Source organism: Caballeronia temeraria, assembly GCF_001544795.2.
GTDB classification, from domain to species: domain Bacteria; phylum Pseudomonadota; class Gammaproteobacteria; order Burkholderiales; family Burkholderiaceae; genus Caballeronia; species Caballeronia temeraria.
In genome coordinates this window covers 1-17348 of record NZ_FCOI02000061.1, presented here as the reverse complement: position 1 = coordinate 17348, position 17348 = coordinate 1, and the positions used below count along the sequence as shown (strand labels likewise).

General features: G+C 58.1%; 12 protein-coding genes and 2 pseudogenes. 8 read left to right on the top strand and 6 right to left on the bottom strand.

Annotated elements, in window-relative coordinates; all coding sequences use genetic code 11:
- The first annotated feature begins 144 nt into the window (after positions 1-144).
- The 5 genes from AWB76_RS37585 to AWB76_RS37560 all read left to right on the top strand — a co-directional run bounded on the left by AWB76_RS37585 (position 145) and on the right by AWB76_RS37560 (position 6670).
- On the top strand, positions 145-1119 hold the full coding sequence (locus AWB76_RS37585; RefSeq protein WP_061165147.1) for a LysR family transcriptional regulator: 975 nt from the start codon (positions 145-147) through the stop codon (positions 1117-1119).
- A gap of 1182 nt (positions 1120-2301) precedes the next feature.
- Entirely contained in the window at positions 2302-3186 is an 885-nt protein-coding gene (locus tag AWB76_RS37575; RefSeq protein WP_061165145.1) for an isocitrate lyase/PEP mutase family protein, read from the top strand.
- Between the two features lie 170 nt (positions 3187-3356).
- Positions 3357-4706 carry an MFS transporter gene (locus AWB76_RS37570; RefSeq protein WP_096031403.1) on the top strand — a complete coding sequence of 450 codons (1350 nt, stop codon included), beginning with the start codon at positions 3357-3359 and terminating at the stop codon, positions 4704-4706.
- 140 nt (positions 4707-4846) lie between these two features.
- Complete coding sequence (locus AWB76_RS43190; protein ID WP_061165144.1) at positions 4847-5173, top strand: DUF2889 domain-containing protein; 327 nt, start codon at positions 4847-4849, stop codon at positions 5171-5173.
- Between the two features lie 288 nt (positions 5174-5461).
- A complete protein-coding gene (locus AWB76_RS37560; protein ID WP_061165148.1) occupies positions 5462-6670 on the top strand; it encodes an MFS transporter in 1209 nt (402 codons plus the stop codon).
- Between the two features lie 461 nt (positions 6671-7131).
- Here AWB76_RS37560 and AWB76_RS37555 read toward each other — a convergent pair whose 3' ends face one another.
- The 4 genes from AWB76_RS37555 to AWB76_RS37540 all read right to left on the bottom strand — a co-directional run bounded on the left by AWB76_RS37555 (position 7132) and on the right by AWB76_RS37540 (position 10339).
- On the bottom strand, positions 7132-7959 hold the full coding sequence (locus tag AWB76_RS37555) for an SDR family oxidoreductase (RefSeq protein WP_061165143.1): 828 nt from the start codon (positions 7957-7959) through the stop codon (positions 7132-7134).
- A gap of 184 nt (positions 7960-8143) precedes the next feature.
- The gene (locus tag AWB76_RS37550) at positions 8144-8884 is read right to left on the bottom strand and encodes an SDR family oxidoreductase (RefSeq protein WP_061165142.1); all 741 of its coding nucleotides are present in this window, start codon (positions 8882-8884) and stop codon (positions 8144-8146) included.
- A 42-nt stretch (positions 8885-8926) separates the two neighbouring features.
- Positions 8927-9910, bottom strand: coding sequence for an aldo/keto reductase (locus tag AWB76_RS37545; RefSeq protein ID WP_061165141.1), 984 nt, complete (start codon positions 9908-9910; stop codon positions 8927-8929).
- A 12-nt stretch (positions 9911-9922) separates the two neighbouring features.
- Positions 9923-10339, bottom strand: a complete 417-nt coding sequence (locus AWB76_RS37540; protein WP_061165140.1) for a (R)-mandelonitrile lyase — start codon at positions 10337-10339, stop codon at positions 9923-9925.
- Positions 10340-10440: 101 nt separating this feature from the next.
- Here AWB76_RS37540 and AWB76_RS37535 point away from each other — a divergent pair, with 101 nt between their 5' ends.
- Positions 10441-11334, top strand: coding sequence for a LysR family transcriptional regulator (locus tag AWB76_RS37535; RefSeq protein WP_061165139.1), 894 nt, complete (start codon positions 10441-10443; stop codon positions 11332-11334).
- Between the two features lie 416 nt (positions 11335-11750).
- Here the strand turns inward: AWB76_RS37535 and AWB76_RS37530 are convergent, their stop codons facing one another.
- Both AWB76_RS37530 and AWB76_RS37525 read right to left on the bottom strand, forming a co-directional pair.
- Positions 11751-12803, bottom strand: coding sequence for an IS110 family RNA-guided transposase (locus tag AWB76_RS37530; RefSeq protein WP_061165138.1), 1053 nt, complete (start codon positions 12801-12803; stop codon positions 11751-11753).
- A gap of 314 nt (positions 12804-13117) precedes the next feature.
- Positions 13118-14135, bottom strand: a pseudogene (locus AWB76_RS37525) (IS110 family RNA-guided transposase).
- 377 nt (positions 14136-14512) lie between these two features.
- On the opposite strand from AWB76_RS37525, the pseudogene AWB76_RS37520 reads away from it, so the two are divergent.
- Positions 14513-15581, top strand: a pseudogene (locus tag AWB76_RS37520) (IS630 family transposase).
- A gap of 13 nt (positions 15582-15594) precedes the next feature.
- Positions 15595-15894: a hypothetical protein gene (locus AWB76_RS37515; RefSeq protein WP_061165137.1), complete on the top strand. Its 300-nt coding sequence runs from the start codon at positions 15595-15597 to the stop codon at positions 15892-15894.
- Positions 15895-17348: the final 1454 nt, after the last annotated feature.

The window sequence follows — 17348 nt, the reverse complement described above, 5'->3', positions numbered from 1 at the left end:
CTCCTTGGGTCCCGGTTGATGGCGGGGCATGGAGGAAACTATAGGCCGCTCACTATCAATCGAATAGACACCAAATCATTGAAGCAGTGGTAAGCTGCGCTTGATACTGGTGTGCGCGGCAGCTCACGACCAAGGAGAGCGGTGATGCTGAGTAAGGATATCCGGGCCATCGAAATGCTAGCCAAAGCCGTAGAACTTGGCAGCCTTCGTCGAGCAGCGGCATCTCAAAATGTGACCGCACAGGCTGTTAGCCAGACGGTAGCGCAACTCGAGGAATCTCTCGGGGTACGCCTGCTACATCGGACCACACGCAGCCTGTCACTGACAGAAGAGGGGCAACAGCTACTGGACGCAGCTCAGCCGGCGTTAGTGGCATTCGAACGCGCACTGGCTCAGGCGCGTCTTTCAAAGGACGAGATAGCCGGTCCGTTGCGAATCGTGGGACCACGTTCCGCGTTCGCACCGGTACTGTGGCCGGTGGTCGACGAGTACTGCCAGCATTACCCGAAGGTGCAGCCGGAAGTACAGCTTGACGACAGCATTGGCGATTGGGTACTGGACCGCGTCGACGTAGGTTTTCGTTTCGGCTCACCGCCAGCCGAAGGTTTGATTGCACGCCCACTTTTCGCACCGCAACTCATCATCTGCGCATCGCCCGGGTACCTAAGCCGGTACGGCACTCCCCGGTCGCTGGACGATCTCGCTCTTCATCGATGCAGCGTTTTTCGTCATCCCGGGACAGGTAAAATCTTCCCGTGGTTCGTGAGCGTCAGTGGCGAAGTCCAGACGCGCGAATTTCCTCCTACGGTAGCCACGAACGACACAGAGCTGGAAATCCAGGCAACACTGACTGGTCAGGTGATTGCGCAAGTGTCTTCGCTATCAGCCGCCGCGCTCATCCGCGCCGGACGACTCGTTCCCATCTTAACCGAGCATGTGGCGAGCCATCTCCGCCTTTATGCCTACTACGGTAGTCGTAAGGCGCAACCAAAACGGGTTCGGAGATTTATCGACCTGGCGATAGACAGGTTCACTGACAACAAAGATCTGACTTTGTCGTCGGAAGAACTGACAGCCTATGGTGCAGTTGGGAGACCGATTGCTTCAACAGGTATCTAAAAACGCGTTCAACGCGCTAATACCTCGACCTGTCTGATTTTCGTCCCTCGAAGATCGATGCGGATAATTTTTGCGGTTCATTAGACGCCTTTTTCGACCGCTGTGTACTTTTTGTTATAAGAAGTACACGGAAAGTCGCAGGTCATGTTCTTTCACCTTCTCGCCGCCTTGTTCCTCTACCTCCTTGGCGGTCTTCTGGGACACATGCCATTGGAACCCGCCCCAACGAGCCCAGTTCGTGGAGACAAAGAGGCCTACCTTGGTCAACTCGTCAACAAACACCGTGACCCGAGAAGGCTTAGCGTGACCTACAAAGGCGATAGCGCGAGCAGACGCGCCGTAATCGGGTTCATCGTCTCCTCCTTGACGTGAAATTCCGCTTTAGTCTCGTCAGTCCTAAGGCTAAGTACGACGACGCGTGCGCCTCCTTCAGAGACGTCCATTAAGTCCAGGTCGGAGGTGGGGCTTATACCTATGGTTGACCATTGCAATATAACCAATTATAGAGACATGAAAAATAGCCCTCCTCTGGAGGTCCGCGCGATCAACCAGTTGTGAGGATCATGGGAGCTGGCGCGATGGAACGATCGATCGGCAAGAGAGTAAGACAAGCAGGAATGGGCCAGACAGCGCGAGTCGGATGCCCATGCGTCCTTGAGTGCTTGGCCGCAAAAGGAGCCGTAGCACCACAAACGCCATCCCGACGTGCAAATGCCCACTTGGTGAGTTTGCTTGCGGCCTCCGTCACGCGGGTCCGCGACGTACTCCTCACAGAATTCCACGTGGTTGAAGATGTAAGCCGACGGGAGCGCAAATCTCCCCCCTTTCGTAATCGTCATGAGCACGGTCCGTATACGCTCGCTCGATACCGTGATGACACGACTCAAACTTCGAGACGGTGCGAGGTGTTGACGCTTCAATTAGCGGTGGCGTTGCCCGGGGCGGAAACTGAAACACTCAGCATATTCGTCGGAGGCGACGCGCCGACCACAGGCCGGGTTTTGTCCGGTGCTCGACACCATTGGATGGGGCATTCCGATACGGTCGAGCAGTCCAGTCCGTCAAAACGGTGAGCAACGGAATTGCGGCCGCAAAAAATTGAAGTTTCGTCCGGCAAATCTTGAACGTTCTAAGTAATTCGATTTGGTAGGCGAAACCTTTCTAAAGACAAGGAGATAGACAATGAAAGATCACATGCTGACCGGTGCGGCGAAACTCCGCGAAATAGTCAAGCGCGATAGGGCCACCATCGTGCCCTTGGCACTTGATCCTATCAGCGCGAGGATGGCTGAAGCCGCGGGATTTGAGACTCTCTACCTCGGCGGAGGGACACTCGGGTATTTGAAGACCGGCACCGAAGCCAATATCTCATTGAGTGAAATGGTCCAGTTAGGCGTCGAGATGAGATCCGCGACCGAACTTCCCATCATCCTCGATGGAACCTGCGGATGGGGCGATCCCATGCATATGCATCACACGATTGCGATGGCGGAAGCCGCAGGGTTTGCTGCCATCGAATTGGAAGACCAACTGATCCCACGGCGCGCGCACCATCATATCGACATCGAACACGTCATCCCGATGGAAATGATGGTCGAGAAGATCAAGGAAGCGGTGGCTGCACGTCGAAACCCCGATTTCATGATCATTGCACGTACAAATGCGCTCCGTAGCGTGAGCATGAGCGAGGGCTTGAGAAGGGCCGAAGCGTATAAACGCGCTGGTGCCGACATGCTGTACGTTCTTCAAAAGCGTACCGATCCGAGCGAGATCCGCACTATCGGTGAAAGCCTTGAAGGCCCCCTCTTCTTCGGGATGTTGGCTGGCCTAGGATCGATTGGTATGCCGGTCGAAGAAATGAGTGCACTGGGTTATCGCCTTATTGGCGACGGATCCACACCATTCCTCGCCCGGCAGCGAGCTCTGCGACTCGCTTATGAAGCGCTCGCCAAGGGTCTGCCAGACCCCACAATCGGCGACGAATACGAAATCGAAACTCGCCTCGTTCATCAAGCAATCGACCTGCGCAAACTACTCGACATCGAAATTCGCACAGTCGAGCATTAAGCGCACATGCGTCGACCAAAACTGATCGCTTAAGAGAGTCGGAGACGAATCCTACTTTCGTAATCCCCGCTTCGGTCGACACTCCCTCAAGGGATAACCAATTGCGAACTCGTCTCTCAACGAAGTAACCATGGTCCTCTACCGACCGAACAGACCATTGAGGTAATCGAATGGCACGTGAATCGCAACAAGCTCTGACCGACGTCTCACTAATTGATGGCGTCCGTTCCGACGACAACCGCTCCAAAATGCGAAGAGTGGCATCTGCCAGTTTCGTTGGGAGCCTGGTTGAGTTCTACGACTTCAACATCTACGGGTACGCATCTGCTCTATTCTTCGGAAAGATATTCTTCCCCGCTCTTGGCCCCGCGGCAGGAACGGTTGCGGCCTTCGCAACTCTTGGTGTGGCCTTCGTCGCTAGGCCTGTCGGAAGCATTTTGTTTGGACATTTTGGCGACCGTCTTGGCAGAAAACGAACTCTTGTCACTACTCTATTAATTATGGGTGTCTCCACGTGTCTCGTTGGGCTCATGCCCACCGTTGAACAAATCGGCGTCGCCGCTCCGATACTGCTCGTCGTGCTGCGCATTCTTCAAGGCCTTGCGGCCGGCGGTGAATGGGCTGGCGCGGCTTTGTTTGCTGTGGAAAACGCGCCCGCTCCCAAACGGGGCTTCTGGGCAATGTTTGCATCTCTCGGGGGTGGCGCGGCACTGACATTGGCACCGGCAACTTTCCTAGTGACGGGTTTCGCGATGAGCGACGCGGATTTCGCTGCATACGGATGGCGCATTCCGTTCATTACAAGCCTTGTGTTGATTGCAGTTGGCCTGTACATTCGCCTTCGCATGGAAGAGTCAGCCATTTTCACCAAAGAGCGCGATCACGGCGGCGTGCCCCGCGTCCCTCTTCTCGAGGCTTTTAGACGACAACGTCGCGAAGTGCTGCTAGCAGGAGGGGCGATGATCATTCCACCGAGTTTTGGGTATCTCGGCGCCTCCTACATGAGCAACTACGGAGCAACCGCACTTGGGCTTGGTCGAACCGAGGTTCTGGCGCTCGGAGTCATCGGTGGGCTCGCCCTGACTTTTGGTATTTGGATTTCCGGCTTTTACAGTGATCGATTCGGACGTCGTACGATCATTCTCGCCGCAGCTATCGTGGCCGTTCCCTGGGCGTTAGTACTCTTCCCACTCATGAAGCTCGGATCCTCGGGCATGTTTGGCGCATGCATGTGCATCACAATGTTTATTTCCGGGTGCGGTTTGGGGCCAATGAGTGCTTTCATGTCCGAACTCTTTCATACTCGTTACCGCTACACGGCAGCTGGATTCAGCTACAACATCGCCCAGATCATAGGCGGAGCTGGCACGCCTCTTCTCGCAGCGTGGATGACACCACGTTTTGGTGGCTTGACCTTCGGCGTCTATTTGGCAGTGCTATCCGTTATTAGCCTTGTTTGTGTGCTGAAACTTTCCGAGACCAAGGACTATGACCTTTCACGGAACATTCCTCAATCGTAGCCCTGACTATTCGGGACATGGCTGACCTACACCTGTAGAGGCGCGGCGGCAATTCTGCTAGTTGCATCCACCGCCGCGCTTCAAGCACCATAATTGGAGTGAATCGTGGACGGCATCTCTCACCAGCCCGACCCTTCACGATGGGCATTTGCCTTGTGTTCGACGAAACCATGACGTTCGAGCAGTTCGAACCTTCACGCATGCGGCACCTTACGATCGGTGCATTCGGTGGGGGTGGTACGCCGATCCAATCCTTGGTCGTATTACACATCGCAAAAGAATGGAGCGGTGAAGTACGAAGGCGACTCCTCCTTGCTGACATCTACACGCACCTCAAGGAATTACTGATTCCTCTCGCAACTACCGCGATTCAAACGATGATCGCGCTCCAAATGAGTCGGTTCGAGCCGTTGGACAGCAAGGCCAATCGAAAAAGATCAATGTTGTTTCGCTTACGCCGAAGATGAAGGAATTGTCGCGCATCGATGGCTACAATACTTTCGGATCGTGGCTGACCAATGATCGTAAATATCTCAATGCGGCATGGATACGTCCAACTCCATGGTGGCGGCGAAGCTGGCGACAATCGCCGAAACGATGGCCCTCAGCCGCAGCGCAGTAGAACTGGACTTGAACGTGTCTTCGATGGCGCGGTGCAGTCCCGCTCGAGTGGAGACCGATAGGGATATTGCCTTTCCGAGAATGGAGGCGACAATCTAAAGTGCCAACCAATGGAACCTTGCTCAAAGCTTGTCATGGCCAACGAATCGTTTTCCCTCCGCGGCCATGCCGTCTCGGTGTTCGGACCGTCGATGCTCTTTGGGGTCGGCGAAGGCGCGATCCTTCCGGTAATCCCGTTGACGGCGCGCGACCTCGGTTCATCAGTGGCGGAGGCGGCCCTGGTCGTCACGCTGATCGGCATCGGGTCAATGCTCAGCAACATTCCGGCGTCGCTGATCACGATGCACCGCGGCGAGCGCTGGGCCATCGTGGCGGCTTCTGTGTGGGGCGCCATCGCGATCGCATTGTCGGCGTGGACGAGGCATCTCGGCTTCTTTGCACTCGGCTGCTTTATGGTCGGCATGTCGCAGGCCGTGTTTGGCCTCGCGCGGCAGAGCTATCTCACCGAAGCGGTGCCCCCCGAGTACCGCGCACGGGCAATGTCTACCCTAGGCGGGGTGATGCGTGTTGGCCTCTTCATCGGGCCATTCGTCGCGGCGGTCGCAATTCACCGCTTCGGACTCACAGGGGCGTACCTGGTAGGCATCGCGGCGCTGATGGTGGCCGCGGTAGTCGGTGCGAGCCTGCCCGATCTTGTGGCCGGCGACGAGGCACAACTAAACGCAGACGAACGGGCAACAACGCCAACTGCGGCGCGGCCGTTGCTGAGGTCAATCATGCGCGAGCATCGCTGGCTATTCCTCACGCTGGGCAGCGGCGTGCTGGTGGTTAGCGCAGTGCGTGCAACCCGACAGGCCGTCATCCCGCTGTGGGCAGATCATTTAATGCTTGAGCCGACGATGGCCGCGCTGATCTACGGCGTGGCCGGCGGGGTCGAGATGCTAGTCTTCTACCCGGCCGGCAAGCTGATGGATCTGAAGGGCCGCCGCTGGGTCGCCGTGCCTTCCATGCTAATCATGGGCACCGCCCTGCTGCTGATGCCGTTGACGCAGGGCGCGTCGGCATTGCTGATCGCGGCATCGGTGGTCGGCCTGGGCAACGGCATCGGCTCGGGCATGGTCATGACGCTCGGTGCCGATCATTCACCCCGGCTCGGCCGCGCTCATTTCCTCGGCTTGTGGCGCTTGATGTCGGACATTGGTTCGTCCTGCGGGCCGGCATTGCTGTCGCTACAGGCGGCCGTACTGTCGCTCGGTGCCGGGATCGCCGCGACCGGGCTGTTAGCGTTCGCTGCGGCAGGGATGCTAGCGTACTGGATACCCCGCGCGGCGGCGCGGGGCTGAAGCCGGCTCGAGAGAGCGAGATACGAGAAAGGACTGAGGCAGCACGTCTTAATGAAAGTACCTGCGCAACTGATGCAGTGCGAGCACGGCCTGCTTAGCTTCGGTCTTTACAGCGTTAGCTTTGGCCGGCATCTTGTGACCATCCAAATCGCACGGGTGAGCGCGCGCCAATCGTCACCTTTCGCGGTTCTATCGCGGTTCGATATAGAGACCCGGCGTAAGCGGCACTTGACGGAACGAGCCACCCGCAGACATGCCGGGCGGCTCATTCCGTCGAACGTGCATATCTTCAGAGGAGGTTCAATCTGCTGCAGAACGCGCGGGGGGGAAATTGGCCATCTCGCCGCACGCTGATTTCATCACCCCGATCTGTGGAGACTCGTCGAACTGTTGCGCCCGAACCGAAGCCGCCATACAGCGTCAGATTCGGCACCGGCCGTTTCGAATGGCGCCATTCAACGCTATCGAGGAGCGAGTGGCCCAAACCAGTACGAAGACGTAACGCCTCCATCCATCAAGAAGTCGCTGCCGGTAATGAAGCCACCTTCCGGTCCCATGAGCAGCGCCGCGACATTGGCCACCTCATCAGGCGTGCCGGCGCGCTTTGCCGGACAGCCGTCGATCATGCGGCGATACCCTTCACCCCGCGGGCCGGACAATTCGTCCTTCGCGAGCGGCGTAACGATGATCCCGGGGCTAATCGTATTGACGCGCGCGCCGCGCTTGCCCCAACGAACAGCCTCGAACATCACCCGCAGCGCGTTGCCGCGTTTCGACAGCTGGTAAGCGTGCAGCGAATCTTTCACCTGGTCGAGCTGAAGCAAAGGAAGGGTTAGCAAGTCCTCGACAGGGGTTGTCGCCAGCGCCTCCATATCGTCGGGCGAAAGCGGCGGCAGGCGGTGTCCCGACTGCGATGCGATGACTACCCCTGAGCCGCCTTCCGCGACGATCTTCCCGAACTCTTCAAGGATGACTGCCGTGCCGTAGAGATCGACGTGAAGGATCGTCTCCGGCGAGGCTTGCGACGGCGACACGCCCGCCGCATGGACGAGGCCGCGGACCTCTCCGATCGACGTTGCTTTCGCGACCAGCGCTTCGATGGACGCCCGCGACGAAATATCGACGGTTGTCGTCGTTGCCTCGAACCCGGCTTCGCTCAATGTCTTTGCCGCAGCCTCAGCGTTTTCCTGCCGCAGATCGGCGAGCAGAAGATGCTTGCCGGCGCCGACCCGGCGCGCGATCGCCTGACCGATCGATCCAGGGCCAATTACAACGATGACTTTCTGCATGATGTCCTTCTTTCTGGCTCAGCGATCGCTGACGCCGATGCTGTTGCGAATGTAGAAGCCGGGTGTCACCGCGCTCTTTGCGATCAGCCTTTATAGGCCGTCGAGAGAAATATCGTGTTCCGCGCGAGGCCCCTATTGGCTCCCAGGATTAGGATTTTTGTCATTTCAGACGATCCCTATCGCCTTACAGTTCCTGGGCCGTGGGGCGGAACAGGATCTCGTTCACGTCCACGTCCTCAGGCTGCTGGACCGCGAACGCGACCATGCGAGCAAAGCTGTCCGGCGGAATGGCGAACTTCTCGTAGAAATCGGCGATCCCTGCCGCCACGTCTGCTTCGGTGACGCTCTGCGGCAGTTCCGACTGCACCGCGCCCGGCGAAATGATCGTCGTACGGATGTTGTGGGGCTTCACCTCCTGGCGCAGTCCCTCGGAGAGCACTCGCACTGCCGTTTTCGTGGCGCAATAAACGGCGTTGTTCTTGCCGACCTTATGGCCCGCCACGGACGAGACGTTGATGATGTGACCGCTTTTCTGGCGCGTCATATGGGGGAGCGCGGCGGCAATGCCATACAGCACGCCTTTGATGTTGACGTCGATCATGCGGTCCCAATCCTCGATCTTGCCGCGCTCCAGAGGCGAGTGCGGCATCAGACCGGCATTGTTGATGATGACGTCGATGCGGCCATGCGTCTTCACTGCGCCATTGACGAGCGCGTTGATCTGCTGGGCGTCCGTGACGTCCGTTTCAACTGCCGCTTCCTCAGGAAGGTCGAGTTCGGCGGCCAACGCCTTCAGACGATCGACGCGGCGAGCTCCGAGCATCAGCTTCGCGCCGTCTGCCCCCAGCCGGCGAGCGGCCGCTTGCCCAAGCCCGCTGCTTGCGCCGGTGATGACGATAACTTTTCCTGCAATGTTCTCTGACATGGTGATCCTCTCTGCACGAAATCGCGTGATTCGTAGATCGGGTTACTTGCCGACCCGCGCCTGAATATGCGCCGGATAACGCTCGCCCTGCACAGCGATGGTCGAGAGGGCGGATTCAATGTCGCGCAAGTTATCGGCCGTCAATTTGAACTCGGCAGCACCGACGTTCTCCTCCAAACGATGCTGCTTCGTTGTGCCCGGGATCGGCGCGATCCAAGGCTTCTGCGCGAGCAGCCATGCAAGCGCGATTTGCGCCGGCGTCGCATTCAGCCCGGCCGCGATCTTCTTCAGCACATCCACCAAACCCTGATTGGCCTTGCGGTTCTCTTCGGAAAACCGCGGAACGATGTTACGGAAGTCGGTTTTGTCAAAGCTCGTGGTTTCGTTGATAGCGCCAGTCAGGAAGCCTTTCCCGAGCGGACTGAACGGCACGAAGCCAATGCCGAGTTCTTCGAGCAAAGGCAGGATTTCCTTTTCCGGCTCGCGCCACCACAGCGAATATTCACTTTGCAGCGCAGTGACAGGTTGCACGGCATGAGCGCGACGGATCGACTGCGCGCCTGCCTCGGACATGCCGAAATGTTTGACCTTGCCTTGCTGGATCAACTCTTTGACCGTACCCGCGACGTCTTCCATTGGAACGTTGTTATCGACGCGGTGTTGATAGAAGAGATCGATGCGATCCGTTCGCAGCCGCTTCAGGGCCGCGTCCGCCACTTCGCGAATGCGCTCGGGCCGGCTATCCTGTCCCTTGCTGGCGTCACCGTTCTCGAAACCAAACTTCGTCGCGATAACGACCTGGTCCCGAAACGGCTCCAGCGCCTCGCCCAACAACGCTTCGTTCGCACCTTGCGCATAGGCTTCGGCCGTATCGAAGAATGTCACGCCGCGTTCAAATGCGGTGCGGATCAGCTTGATCGCGTCGGTTTTGTCGGCGGCGGGGCCATAGCCATAGCTAAGACCCATGCAGCCGAGGCCGATAGCGGACACTTTCAGCCCGCTCTTCCCAAGAGTAAGTGTCTTCATGATTCCAGCGCCTTAATTGTCCAGAGCGGCCGGGCCAGCCTGGTAGTGCTCGTCAATGACCTTTTCCATCCAACTAACGGGACTGCCGTTTTGCGATTCAGCGATCGCGATATGAGTCATCGCCGTCGTTGCCGTCGCGCCGTGCCAGTGCCTTTCTCCGGGTGCGATCCAGACGATGTCTCCTGGCCGGATCGTCTCGACCGGACCACCGTCGCGCTGCACGCAGCCAACGCCGGAAGTCACAATCAACGTCTGACCGAGCGGATGCGTATGCCATGCAGTCCGTGCGCCTGGTTCGAACGTGACGGTCGCCCCGCCAATCCGGGCCGGCCCCTCGCCTGCGAACGGAGCGTCTATCCTGACCGTTCCCGTGAAATATTCAGCTGGCCCCTTTGCGGACGGCTGCGATCCGCCTTTCCTGATCTGCATGAGCGTTTCTCTGCGGTAATTGCGTCGACTTTCAATGTATCAGCGCGGCTCCATGCGATTAAGAGCTAAAATCCGCATGAAGTCAGAAGACAGGCTTATAAATGGCGCGCTCCTATCTATCCGATATCACAGCATTCCTGGCTGTCGCCCATGAGGGCAGTTTCACGAAAGCCGCTGCGAAACTCGGCGTCTCGCAGTCGGCTTTGAGCCAGACTGTCCGGAACCTGGAAGCGCGGCTGGGCCTCAGGCTGCTGGCGCGGACCACGCGCAATGTCTCGCCGACGGAAGCCGGCGAACGGCTGATTCAGGCGGTCGGGCCACGGCTCGAGGAGGTGGAAGCGGAACTGGCAGCGCTGACTGCCATGCGTGACAAGCCGGCCGGCACCGTCCGCATCGCGGCCGGCGAGCATCCGGCGGAACTGCTGTTATGGCCGGTGATCGAACGCCTGCTCCCAGAATATCCCGATATCATCGTTGAAATCGTCGTCGATAACGGCCTGACGGATATCGTTGAGCAACGGCTTGATGCCGGCGTCCGACTTGGTGAATCCATCGCGAAGGATATGGTCGCTGTGCGCATCGGCCCCGATATGCGCATGGCGGTGGTCGGTACGCCCGGCTACTTCGCGAAGCATCCGAAGCCGAAAACGCCGCAGGACCTGACGGCGCATAACTGCATCAATATCCGGCTGCCGACGGCCGGCAGCCTTTATGCGTGGGAGTTTGGAAAGGGCAGCCGCGAGCTGAAAGTGCGCGTCGAGGGGCAGTTGATCTTCAATTCAGCGACCATGGCCACGAAGGCGGCGCTCGCCGGTGCGGGTCTCGCGTTCGTCCCCGAGGAGCGCGTTCTAGCCCATATGAAGCGCGGAGAATTGACGCGCGTGCTGATCGACTGGTGCCAGCCCTTTGCAGGGTTCCATCTCTACTACCCAAGCCGACGGCAGCCAACTCCTGCGTTCACCGTTGTCGCGAATGCGCTGCGTCAAAAGGCGTAGGCTTTCGTTACCGCTAACGAACGACACAATGCGGCGGTTCATCCGTGAGCGACTGAGCCGATCAGCCTGCGGATTCGGCGATAGTCGCTTGCACAACTAATCTATGGTCCGCCCCAGTTTTGCAACCCCTGATGTCTGATGCAGTGTTGGCTTGCTCAAATCTTACATGGACGCCGCCATTTGCCAAGGAAGATAACCGTGATTTCGACAGGAAGAAGATTGCGAACTTACATCCGGTCTTCGGGCGCAGTGCATGCCTCTGACCCCTATGGATTTCGCTGGTGACAGCCCCATTTATCCGACGAGCTTGATGCTCACTGATTTGTTCGGGTTTCTGCCACCCCGGTCTTACCTGTTTGCCATCATAGTTCTCTTACTCGCGCAACCTGTTGGCGTATCCGCTGGGTGAATGCCTTTCAGGCCGGTCCGATATTGCTAGCCAGGACGGTGGCAGTATCGGACCGGAATCCTTCCTTGCGGGTCAACATCGCCCAAACCACTCGTGCCATCTTGTTAGCTTGGGCAATTGCAGCAATGTTTGTGTTGCGTCGAGCCGCTAGCCGGGACAGCCAACTCCCGGCCCGTTCCGGTTTCCTAAGGGTGTGACCAAGGACCGCCCGAGCACCATGTACCAGCAACTGACGGAGGTAGACGTCTCCCCGTTTGCTAATGCCTTGTAGTCGCTCTTTGCCGCCACTGGAACACTGTTTTGGAACGAGCCCGAGGAAAGCAGCCAGCTGCCGGCCATTTTTGAACTGATGAATACAGTCTCCGACGCTTGCGATCAGCGCCGTTGAGGTAATCGGACCGATGCCGGGCACTTCCTCTAGGCGACGACAGACTTCAGAGTCCTTTGCAATCGTGCGCAGCTGAAGGTCAATTTCCTGAACCTGGCGATCAAGCACAAGAAGATGCGATAGCAATCGCTGGGTCAGAGTCCGCATGAGAGGCGGTAAGCCATTGCCCTCGTCTGCCATGGCACACTTCACTTCATCGATAAGCGCTTTCACGCCAAGCGGTGCGGTGAACCCGAACTCAGCAAGTAGTCCACGCAATTGGTTGGCCTGCGCAGTTCTCGCCTTGACGAAACCAGATCTGACTCGGTGCAACGCCAACACTGCCTGAGAGACTTCCGACTTAACGGAGACGAAGCGCATGCTGGGGCGGCTGGCTGCCTCGCAGATTGCCGCAGCGTCTGCAGCGTCGTGCTTGTTGCCCTTGACATAGGGCTTGACGAACTGCGGCGCAATGAGCTTGACCTGGTGATGCAGCGACTGCAGCTTGCGTGCCCAGTAATGCGCACTGCCGCATGCCTCCATTGCTACTGTGCAAGAAGAAAGCTTGGTGAAGAAGGGAACCATCTGATCACGTCGCAAGGTCCTTTTGAGCACCGTGTTTCCTTGACGATCGACTCCATGTACAGCAAACACCCGCTTTGCCAGATCCACGCCAATGGTCGCAATACCCATGATGGGCTCCTTGCTCTTGAGCAGTCGTCGAACTACCACTTTGGCACAATGATGCCGTCCAGCGCAGGAGCCTTTTTCGTGTCTGCCTCCTGCATCCCGAAGAGGCGGCGTCCATACCATTTATCCGGCGTCGTTGTGGGGACTGCTCCCCGCGCCTCGATGAAGTTCGCGCCTGTGGCTCCTATAAAGTTGGGCGGCTTTTGAAAGCCTCTTTAGTTGCCAGGGTGTTCCACAGGCCGGTGTGCCGTTCACGTCATCAGGTGTCAGTCGTCGCAAAAGCAGAGAGGTACTGCCTGGCCTGAGCTTGTTCAGGTTTAGGATCTGGCGAATTCAGGATCGAAGGTGCTGTGTCGTGCAACGATGGCCCACGCGGTTCGCGCCAGTTTATTGGCCAGCGCACACGCCACGACGTTTGAATGGCGCCGCGTCATCATCGCGAGCCCATTCCGCGAGGCGGCCACTTCGCTTCTCCAGGCCGCGCAAGTAGGATCGGGCGCAAAGAATCAGAAGAGACCGGAGGTGCCTGTCGCCTCGTCGGCTGATGCCAAGCAAATTGAATCTCCCGCCTGTGCTGTATTGACGCGGAACGAGGCCAACGGACGCCGCGAAGTCGCGACTGCATCGGTATTGCGCGCCGTCACCCATTTCAGCGGCAAGCGCACTTGCGGTAATAGGGCCGACTCCGGGAATGCTCATGAGTCTCTGCCCGACATCATCATCCGCGAGTTGCCGCGCCAACTCGCGGTCGATCTCACCTATTTGTGCCTGCAGATACTTGAAGTGCTCGTGGATGCGTTCAAGGACTGCGATCAGCCGAGGCGGCAACGCATGCATGTTGAGAAGCTCGGACAGTCTCGCAATGCCCGTCTTGCCGACGGGCAGGCTGACGCCAAACTCAAGCAGGAAGCCGTGCATCTGGTTTATTGTTCTTGTGCGATCTCGCACAAGCGATTCACGGACCCGGTGTAGGACCGATAGCGTCTGTTGCGACTCAGTCTTCGGCGTCACGAACCGCATTGCTGGTCGTGATGCGGCTTCGCAGATCGCCTCGGCATCTACAAAGTCGTTCTTGTTTGATTTTACGAAGGGCCGCACGAACTGAGGCGAAATCAGTTTGACATTGTGACCGAACGAGGCCAGCTTGCGCGCCATATGATGAGCGCCGGCGCACGCTTCCATGACAACGGTGCAAACGTCGCAGGTCGCGAAGAACTCAACCATCTGCTTGCGCCCCAACTTTTTGCGAAAGACCGCCTTGCCGTTCCGGTCCTGACCGTGCAGGTGAAAGTGATGCTTTCCAAGATCGATTCCAATGAGCGTCGCGTGGTCCATGATCGTCTCCGGTTCCGAATGAGCTGCATCAGCGTAACCTGTCCGGTGAGGAGGGGGCGGACCATGTCATTAGTTGGTTCTACTGCCGTCGGACCGTTCGAGTCCCGACGGCACAATGACGCTCAATCGGCCGCTCGCGTCCCGTGGGTGGACTGGAAGGCCTTTTTCATGTCGGTCGCACGTCACACGTCCGCGATAGGAAAAACGAAAGCTTCGCGTTCGTTGCGTATCAATATTGGTTGAAATCGTCCAGAGAGCAACAACTTTAGTTGACGACGTGGCGGCGATAGGGCCAACTCTAGTTGAAATTTAGCGACAACTAGTACAACATCCCGTAAATAGCTTGATTAAATAATTGTCTTGGCTATCATTTCGCGATGAGCCAAGGTCGTCATGCAACGCCAGTGAAGTTGGCGAAGAAAGAGCGAGAAGAACTCCTGTCGCTGATCGAGCGAAAGACGGCGGCTCAGCGAGATGTAATGCGAGCACGCATCGCGCTGTGGGCGCACGAAGGACACTCGAATACGGTGATTGCTCGAGAGCTGCGCGTGTCGGTGCAGACGGTCTGCACGTGGCGCAAGCGCATCGCCCAGCACGGTGCGCAGGGCTTGCGCGAGTGTGAGCGTACCGGCCGTCCGCCACGCATCACGCAAGAAACGCGACTGCAGTTGATTGCGTTGGCATGTGAAGCACACGAACCCGAGGGACGGGTTACGCCGACGCTGGACGAGATCGTGGCGCGCGCGATCGAGCGCGGCATTGTCGAACAGATCAGCCGCAGCCATGTGCAGCGTATCTTGCAGGCCGGCGACCTGCGCCCACACCGAGTCAAGCAATGGCTGCACAGTCCGGATCCCGCCTTTCGTGAGAAGGTCAATGTGATTTGCAAGTTGTACCGCAAGGCGCCCAAAAACGCGGTGGTGCTCAGCATCGACGAGAAGACCGGCATTCAAGCCATCGAGCGTAAGCATCCGGGGCGTGCGCCGGCGCCGGGGCGGCTGGGAATACATTCGCCACGGCACCCAGGCGCTGATTGCTGCGCTTGATGTGCATACCGGAGAGGTGCTGGCAGACTGCCGCGAGCGGCGCACCCAGGACGACCTGGTCGCCTTCATGGAGCGCGTGGCGGCTGCGTACCCCGACAAAAAGGTGCACGTGGTTTGGGATAACTTGAATACGCATTGCGCCCGAGCCGTCTGGCAGGCGTTCAACGCGCGCCACGACGAGCGGTTTCACTTTCACTTCACCCCGCTGCACGCGAGTTGGGTCAATCAGATCGAATTGTGGTTCGCACGCTACACGCGCCGGGTGCTGCGCCATGCCAGCCATACCAGCACCGCGCACCTGCGCGAGCGTACCGAGCAGTTTATCCGCGCGCATAATCAGGCAGCACGCCCCTTCAAATGGACCTTCCGGGGCTATCCGCTGCGAACTGGCGCATCGTAATCGAGAGTCTGACATGCCAGCCACACCCATTGCACATTACGCGGCCGAACTTCAGCGTCATCTGCGCAGTTTGCTCGGCCATGAGCAGATCGTCACCCAAGCCTACGGGCGGCACCTGCTGATCAAACGTCTCGATGACGAGGAGCCGACTGTTGTGGCGCGCCTTACCGAGCTCGGCGGCAATCGTTTTAGTGCCGCCTTTCGCAGCCACACCGGCCGATGGGAAGCGCTGCCGGGCACAGGTTCGCTCGACGAGATGAGCGAGGTCGTCGTCACGCTCCTGCAGCCGTATTTGCAGCCCGATGATTATTAAAGCTATTTAAGGGATGTTGTACTAGTTGGGTGAGCGATCGCTCACAAAAGCAAACTTGGGTCTATCGTTGCGCGACGCTGAATCCAGCGCCCAAGCCCGCCCGATAGGGCTCAAGCAGCGTTTCCATTGCAAGTGAAGCTGTTGCTATCGGGGCCCTGTTCGTCAAGGAAAGTTGTGTCGCGAACGGCGATTGCTACCGAACTTGAATTGTGACGTGCGGCGAAATGATCATTGCGTGCACGCTTTCAAGCGCTTCCCGGAAAATAGGCCTACAAAGCGCGCACCCCGTAATTCACGCGGTAGTACCAACTTCTCTTGCAATTTAGGCACAACTTCGCTTGCGTGAGCGGAAAAACGAGAAAGGAAATCGTGCTATTCAGATAACTCTGAATCTCTTAACGGATACTTTATTTAACCGCGCCGCGCCCCCACGCCCTCTTCTCTGTTCGTCCAGTGCGGATCGTCGCATGCCTTCCAAGCAAACACCGAGCAGCCCGCCGACGCCAATGTGACTCGCAGTCAGACGGGACGCCTCTACGAATTACTTCTCGAATTCGGCCAAAGCAGTCGCTGGTACGACGATCAGCTAACGGCCGCTGTTACCAGCAATGCCGACCTCGGGTTAAGCCTCGCCGCAAAATGCTAGCAGTGAGGCCTGCCACGGGGCAACGCTGCCGAAGCGGACGAGTCGAGCAATGAAGGCGGACCGGGTCACCGCTTGAGTATCGGAACGTGCACACTCGAGACGCGACGCGTCGATGTATGCCTTGGCTCGTGACGGTATTCGACGAGAAACCTGCGTTGTTCGGCGACCCACTAAGCTGCAGCGGCGCCTCATCCGCGTCCGCGCCGACAATCTTCACACCGGAGATATGCGCTCGACGGATGCATTCGGTAAACGTCTCGCCATCCGGGGTCTTGACAGGACCCACGGCACGTCACGTGACTTGCGTATCGTTGTACGCCGACATTAACGCTCCGACGCTTACGCTATTGGCAGCTTGCGAACCGCAATAACATCATCTGCCGAAACCGAGTATTTCGACGCAGAGCAGGTGGAGCATGCTGCGAGCGATGCCACTGCAGCGCAGGCGGTCACAGAACGTCGAACTGGAGCAAAGCCCATCTTCTTCCTCTTTGTTTCTTCCGACGATCCGGCGTCGGACTCTCCACAACTGAGAGAGCCCCGCGCACCTCGCTTTAGAGACGGAATCAAAAAGACACCGCTGGGGGCTGTTAAGGACGCTCTGCAGAACACGGTTTCAGATGCAGACATGTAGGCGTTGGGGCAGTTCTTAATCCGGCTCAGTCCGTCAACGACAGCGGCGATGGGCCCACGCTTTGTGCCCTCAACCAGAGTGCGGAAGTGACTTCAAGCTGCAGTGTCCTTTACGCTTTGCGTAGCGCCTTGCGCATCATCCATAAATTGCCCAGCGCAAATAATGTGGTGATCT